The sequence below is a fragment of the Streptosporangium minutum genome (genome assembly GCF_002149035.1).
Lineage (GTDB): Bacteria > Actinomycetota > Actinomycetes > Streptosporangiales > Streptosporangiaceae > Streptosporangium > Streptosporangium minutum.
This window is the reverse complement of record NZ_NGFP01000392.1, coordinates 1-5,681: the sequence shown is the minus strand read 5'-3', so window position 1 is coordinate 5,681 and position 5,681 is coordinate 1. Positions and strand designations below refer to the sequence as shown.

Sequence of the window (5,681 nt, the reverse complement as noted above, 5' to 3'; positions counted from 1 at the left end):
CCGCCGCCCCGCCCCCGGAGTCGTCACCGTCCTCGGCGGCGGCTACCACGCCTCCGGCGCCCCGGGCCCCGACCGCCTCCCCCAGCCCTACCTGCCCTGCGGGCTGCGCTACGACTCCGACGAGGGAGCCGGCGAGGTCCAGACCCCCCTCCTCGGCCAGGCCGCCGAAGACCTGCGCGTCGGCGACCGCGTCTGGTTCCGGCACGCCAAGGCGGGTGAGCTCTGCGAACGCTTCGCCACCCTGCACCTGATCGACGGCGACGAGATCGTGGACCAGGTCCCCACCTACCGCGGCGAGGGCCGGACCTTCCTCTGACCACGGGCGGCTCCCTCGACGCGGGCGGCCCCCCGCCGGGCCGCCGGTGCCGGCCCGGCACCGGCGGACACCCCGGGATCAACGACGCCGGCGCCGCCACAACATGACCATCGCGCTGACCGCCAGCACCGCGCCCACGCCGATCAGGACCGGCGCCAGATCCTGCTGCTCGTCCGCCCACAGATCATCGGGCTCGTCCCCCAGCCTGACGGGCCGCGGCGCACCCCCCACCACCTCGCCGACCCTGTCTCCCACCGAGACCAGGAACTGCTTCGCACTCAACTCCGCCTTGCTGACGGTCCGCCTCGCGACCTTCTTCGGGCTCACCCGATCGGCGATGGCGTCAACCGTCTGGGCCAACTCCGCACGGGTCCGCGCGATCCGCCGTTCCAACTCCGCGGGATCGGTGTCCGCCATGGCTCTCCTCTCATCGCCCTTGACATTGATCAGTCTGTCAGGTCCGGCCCTCCCACGACACTTCGGGCAGGCCGGTAAGTTGACCCGGGAACGATTCCTCGGAGGAGCCGAATGAAACTCGAACCGGGCGACGCCGCCCCGGACGTCACACTTCCCGCCGCCGACGGCACGACCGTGTCCCTCGACGCCTACCGCGGCAAGCGGGTCATCCTCTACTTCTACCCCGCCGCGATGACCCCCGGCTGCACCAAGCAGGCCTGCGACTTCCGCGACAGCCTCGACTCCCTGGCCTCCGCCGGCTTCGTGGTCCTCGGTGTGTCGAAGGACACCCCGGCCAAGCTCGCCAAGTTCGTCGAGCACGACGCCCTGACCTTCCCCCTGCTGTCGGACCCGGGCCTGGAGGTCCACAAGGCCTACGGCGCCCACGGCGAGAAGACGATGTACGGCAAGACCACCGTCGGGGTCATCCGCTCCACCTTCGTCATCGACGCCGACGGCAAAATCGAAAAGGCCCTCTACAACGTGAAGGCGACCGGCCACGTGGCCCGCCTCCGCCGCGAACTCGGCCTCGATTAAATACCTTTTTTCGCTATTTAGCATGACTCGCGCATGCCCCAGGAATTGTCGGTCCCATTACTTATCCTTGGGGCATGCCAACCAAGTACAAGTACACCCCCGAAATGCTGGCCGAGGCCGCGGCGGAGTCCCTCAGCGTCGCCGACGTCCTCCGCCGCCTCGGCATCACCATCGCAGGCGGCAACCATGCCCACATCAGCCGCCAACTGAAGCGCTTCGGGATCGACACCTCCCACTTCCTTGGCCAGGCACACCGCGGAGGACGACGCTCAGGTAGGCGCCTGCCACCGGAAGAGGTCCTCCGCGTGTGCCCCCCTGGATCCCCGAGAACCAAGCCTCCCCTGCTCCGCCGGGCACTTCAGGAAGCAGGAGTGCCCTACCGGTGTGATAGCTGTAAGATCGAGGACACCTGGGAAGGCGGGCCGCTTACGCTGCACGTCGACCACCTGAACGGCGACTGGCTTGACAACAGAATAAATAACTTGCGATTTCTCTGCCCGAACTGCCACTCTCAGACAGAGAATTTCGCAGGAAAAAACAAAGGGGCCGTAGCCCAACGGCAGGAGGCAGCGTCTTTAGGTGGCGCGCAGTATGGGTTCGAATCCCATCGGCCCCACAATCTAATTAAAGAAAAATCCGACGTCCTCGGACCGGCAGCAATAAACATCACTCTGTCGCGCCGGGATGCACTCTTCATAGAAGAACTCGTCAATCAGAGACGCGCTCCGTCTAAAGCCGCGGTGATCCGTAAAGCGCTTCAACTGCTATGCGCATCCACACTCGAAGAGGACTACGCCGCCGCGTTCGGCGAGATGGATGGGAACGGTGGAGCAGACCCCGGGGGCTCCATGGCGGGAGACCGCGTCGACGAGCCTCAGGGGTGAGGCCAGGCCGGTCGGCTGCGGCGGCTGTGAGCGCGCTGCCGCCGACCGGTCACGGGTCTGGCTCAGTCGGTACGGCGCAGCAGGAGGGTGACGAAGCCGAGGATGTCGCGGTAGCCGTCGAGCCACATGTCGCGGTGGTCGCGGGCGGCGGCGAGGGCGGCGTCGCCGTCGGGGCCGGGGTTGTCGAGGGCCCAGTTGGTGAGGGTGCCGATCCAGGACCATTCGTATTCGTGCCATTCGGCGAGGTCGCTGGTGTGGCCGTAGACGGTGGCGTATCCGGCCTCCTCGGTCTGGGCCACGGTCGCGGAGAGGTCGCCGTAGTCGTCGAGGTTCGCGCCGAGCTTGGTCAGGGCCTCCGGGGTGGGGGGCGTCTCCCAGAAGCCCTCTCCCACCAGTGCGAGTCCTCCGGGTCGCAGGTGGCGGCGTATCTCCTGCATGGTCGCGGTGAGCCCGTCGAAGGCGTGGGTGGAGCCTACGCAGAGGACGAGGTCATAGGGTTCGGGGCCGGTGAAGTCGGCGGCCGGGACGTGGTGGAGACCGAGCCGGTCGGACAGTCCGCGATGGTCTGCTTCTTTCTGGGCGGCGATCAGTCCGTGTTCGGAGATGTCGACCCCGTCGGCGAACGCTTCGGGGTGGAGTTCCAGTGCCCGCAGCGCCCAGGGCGCCTCTCCGCAGCCGAGGTCGAGGATGCGTGCTCCGGGGGCGAGTTTGGCGCGGGTGAGCAGGCGCTCCAGGTTTTGCTTGCTCACCGGGGCGGCGATCGGGTGATCGTGGTGGGCGATGTGGCTGATCATCTGGCGTTCCATCGGAGAAAATATGCCGGTGGCGGGGGAAAAGGCGCCACCGAATAAATCTGGTGCCGGGATAAACCGGGTGCGGGGCCGGGTGGTCGGCGAGCCGCTGCGGCGGCCTGCTCACCGCCCGGCGGATGACCGCCCTACCGCGTCCTGCGCTTCGGCGGCCGAGAGCACCGCGTCGGCCAGCTCTTCGGCGGATCGGCCGTCGCCCGCGTCGATGCGTGCCAGGCCCAGTCTGTCGACGGCGTCCAGCATGAGCGTCTGGTAGCGCTCGGTGCGGGCCAGGAACTTCTCCATCAGGTGCTGTTCCTCGCCCGTGGCTTCCTCGTAGCGGCCGGCCCGATGAATCCGAGCGCGTAAGACGGTGTCGTCGGCTGTGAGCCACATGGCGGCCGTGTGCGGGACCGTCAGCTTCGCGACACGGACGGGCCAGAGTGCCGACCCCTCCAGGACCAGGCCCGGCCTGACGCCGTTTCCGGCGGCGTGGGCTGTGATCAGCTCTTCGATGCGGGGCCACAGCCGTTCGTAGTGGTCGAGAACGGATGTGATCAGCTCGTCGAGCGGGAGTGATCCGTAGTGCTCGGCGACGTGGGCCGGCACTTCCCGCTCCGGTGTCCGCCAGGGCCGTCCCGGGTGCCGCGCCAGCCTGTCCGTCGAGAGGTATTCGAATTTGAGCCTCTCCGCCACTGTTTGGGCGATGGTTGACTTCCCGACGTTCGACGTCCCGCCGATCAATACCACCCGCACACCGTGCATGTCGGCGACTTTAGCCCACCCGTCTCTCCTGAGGTCCGTATCCGAAGGCGTCGGAGGCCGCGCGCCCGGGGCAACGGGGCGGACGGTCAACCCGTGGCGGTCGGGGCGGTCAGCCGATGGCGGTGTGGGGCGGTCAACCCGTAACGGTGAGGGACGGTCAGCCGATGGCGGGTCGGACGGCCAGAGGCGGGCGGTCAGCCGATGGCGGGGCGAAAGGCCAGAGGCGGACGGTCAGAGGCGGACGGTCAGAGGCGGACGGTCAGCCTGCGGCAGCGGCGGCGGACGGTCGGCCGGTGGTGGGGACCATCGGGTCGCGCGGTGCATCCTCTTCACCGCGCGACCCGGTGTGATTGTGATCCGCCATCACAAACATTCTCCCTTTACTCACCCCGGAGGGTGCTCCCGGAAACCATGATGCCCAATGAAGGGTAAAGAACACGTAAGCCGTGCGCGATGTGCGACCTGGGTCGTAGGCGGGACTCCCCCTTGAGGGGGAAGGGCATTGATCTGCGGATACGTATTGTGGTGGTGTGTTCGGCAGATTGCGCGCCCGGAGCCGGCGCCATCCCGGTGTCGTGGACGCCCTGTGGCTGGCGCCGTTCATGCTGGCCTGTCTGGGCACTCTCTTCATGATCTTTTTTAGTCCGGGGGGCCATCAGAGCGGGTTGCCGGGTTTCTGGGCTTATCTGGTGATAGGTCTGGTGCTGGTGGGACCGCTGTTCTGGCGGCGGAGCCGGCCGCTGGCGGTGTTCGCGATCGTCTCGGTGGTGAGTTTCGGCCAGTGGCTCGCGGGTGTGGATCCGTTGCCGTTCAACGTGGCCGTGCTCATCGCGATGTACGCGGTGGCGTCGCTCCGGTCGTTCCGCTGGGCCGTGGCGGCGGGTCTGGTGGCCGAGCTGGGGTTGGCCCTGTCGTTCGGCCGGATGACGACGGATCCGGATCCGGCGACTTTCGCCAGTGCGTCGGTGTTCGTGGTGGCGATATGGATCGCGGGGATCTACGCCAACACCCGCCGTCGCTATCTGGAGAGTCTGGAGGAGCGGGCCGAGCGGGCCGAGCATGAGCGGGATCAGCAGGCCCGGCTGGCGGCTGCGGCGGAGCGGGCCCGGATCGCCCGCGAGTTGCACGACGTGGTCGCGCACAACGTGAGTGTGATCATTGTTCAGGCGGATGGGGCGAGTTACGCGATCGACAGCGATCCCGAGCAGGCCCGGATGGCCATGCAGGCCATCGCCGCGACGGGCCGGCAGGCGCTGGCCGAGATGCGCAGGATGGTGGGGGTGCTGCGGACCGACGGTGTCGCCGTCGAGGAGTACGCCCCGCAGCCGAGCCTGTCGCAGTTGGACGAGTTGGTGGCGCAGGTGCGTTCTTCGGGGTTGCCGGTCGATCTGCGGGTGGTCGGGGTTCCGCAGGAGCTGCCGGAGGGTGAGCAGTTGACGGTGTATCGGATCGTTCAGGAGGCGCTCACCAATACCCTCAAGCATGGTGGCCCGGACGCCAGTGCCACGGTCGAGATGGAGTACGGCTTGCGTGAGCTGTTTTTGCGGGTGACCGACGACGGTCGGGGGGCCGCTGTTCCGGGGCGTCCGGGGGGGCATGGTCTGGTCGGTATGCGGGAGCGTGCCGCGATGTTCGGTGGGAGCATCGAGGCCAGGCCTCGGATGGGCGGTGGGTTTCAGGTGATCGCGCGGCTGCCGATAGGCGAGACCGGGCGGAGCCGGGCCGCGTGATGGGGCGGGTCTGGTGTGGTGCGCGGGGTCGCCGGGTGCTGGACGGGGACCGTCTGCGGGGTGCGCGGGGTCGCCGGATGCCGGCGAAGCCGTCCATGGCGAGGATGCGTTCGAGGACGGGGCGGGATCGGATCGACTTGCTGGCGACCCTGATGGGTTTGCCGCCGGCGCGCCGGGTCATGCCGGAGGCGTTCGAGCGCAGGGC

The 5,681-nt window shown here is 68.1% G+C and carries 5 protein-coding genes, 1 tRNA gene and 2 pseudogenes; 4 read left to right on the top strand and 4 right to left on the bottom strand.

Annotated elements, in window-relative coordinates; translation table 11 throughout:
* Nucleotides 1-316 (top strand): annotated as a pseudogene (locus CA984_RS42295) (amino acid deaminase/aldolase); the annotation flags it as partial.
* Between the two features lie 78 nt (nt 317-394).
* Here the strand turns inward: CA984_RS42295 and CA984_RS42290 are convergent.
* Complete coding sequence (locus CA984_RS42290) at nt 395-733, bottom strand: DUF3618 domain-containing protein (RefSeq protein ID WP_086578934.1); 339 nt, start codon at nt 731-733, stop codon at nt 395-397.
* Between the two features lie 111 nt (nt 734-844).
* On the opposite strand from CA984_RS42290, the gene bcp reads away from it, so the two are divergent.
* Together bcp and CA984_RS42275 are read left to right on the top strand one after the other, a co-directional pair.
* A complete protein-coding gene (bcp, locus tag CA984_RS42285; RefSeq protein WP_086578933.1) occupies nt 845-1,309 on the top strand; it encodes a thioredoxin-dependent thiol peroxidase in 465 nt (154 codons plus the stop codon).
* 542 nt (nt 1,310-1,851) lie between these two features.
* Nucleotides 1,852-1,925: transfer RNA gene (locus tag CA984_RS42275), tRNA-Leu, on the top strand.
* 330 nt (nt 1,926-2,255) lie between these two features.
* On the opposite strand, the gene CA984_RS42270 is transcribed toward CA984_RS42275, so the two are convergent.
* On the bottom strand, nt 2,256-2,999 hold the full coding sequence (locus CA984_RS42270; protein WP_086578932.1) for an SAM-dependent methyltransferase: 744 nt from the start codon (nt 2,997-2,999) through the stop codon (nt 2,256-2,258).
* A gap of 108 nt (nt 3,000-3,107) precedes the next feature.
* Entirely contained in the window at nt 3,108-3,590 is a 483-nt protein-coding gene (locus CA984_RS42265; RefSeq protein ID WP_207621252.1) for a hypothetical protein, read from the bottom strand.
* Between the two features lie 686 nt (nt 3,591-4,276).
* Here CA984_RS42265 and CA984_RS42260 point away from each other — a divergent pair.
* The gene (locus CA984_RS42260) at nt 4,277-5,476 is read left to right on the top strand and encodes a sensor histidine kinase (protein ID WP_242676480.1); all 1,200 of its coding nucleotides are present in this window, start codon (nt 4,277-4,279) and stop codon (nt 5,474-5,476) included.
* A 76-nt stretch (nt 5,477-5,552) separates the two neighbouring features.
* Here the strand turns inward: CA984_RS42260 and CA984_RS48495 are convergent.
* Nucleotides 5,553-5,681: pseudogene (locus CA984_RS48495) on the bottom strand (amino acid deaminase/aldolase); the annotation flags it as partial.

Coding starts and splice junctions, on each gene's coding strand:
- CA984_RS42290 (WP_086578934.1), bottom strand. CDS start 733: ATGGCGGACACCGATCCCGCGGAGTTGGAACGGCGGATCGCGCGGACC.
- bcp (WP_086578933.1), top strand. CDS start 845: ATGAAACTCGAACCGGGCGACGCCGCCCCGGACGTCACACTTCCCGCC.
- CA984_RS42270 (WP_086578932.1), bottom strand. CDS start 2,999: ATGGAACGCCAGATGATCAGCCACATCGCCCACCACGATCACCCGATC.